Origin of the sequence: Leucobacter celer subsp. astrifaciens (assembly GCF_001273835.1) — a bacterium.
GTDB classification, from domain to species: domain Bacteria; phylum Actinomycetota; class Actinomycetes; order Actinomycetales; family Microbacteriaceae; genus Leucobacter; species Leucobacter celer.
Window position 1 is genome coordinate 1 of record NZ_JHEI01000040.1, and the last position, 337, is coordinate 337.

The following is a 337-nucleotide window of genomic DNA, read 5'->3' on the forward strand; positions in this document are numbered from 1 at the left end:
GATGAACTGCCATCCTTCGCCCTGGGGCGCGAATCCGAAGTGCTCGAGAGAGAAGAGCATGATCGGGGTGAAGTTGTCGTAGATCTCGACCAGGTCCACATCCGAAGGTCCGATGCCGGATTGCGCGCGCAGCCGCGCCGCGACATCGACGGAAGCTTCCCGGAAGAAGTCCTGTTTCGTGTAGAACGGACCCAGATCGCCCGAGCCCGCGGATGCGGTGATGTGCACCGGGTGCTTCTTCAGGGCCTTCGCCCGTTCCGCCGTCGTGACGATCATCGCGACGCCGCCGTCGTTGATCATGCAGTAGTCGAAGAGTCGCAGCGGTTCGGCGATGAAG

1 protein-coding gene is annotated in these 337 nt (G+C 62.3%); it reads right to left on the bottom strand.

All coding sequences use genetic code 11. The features are described from left to right. Nucleotides 1-337 (bottom strand): thiolase C-terminal domain-containing protein (locus AMS65_RS19670; protein ID WP_394324710.1); only part of this gene is annotated, 337 nt, incomplete at both ends.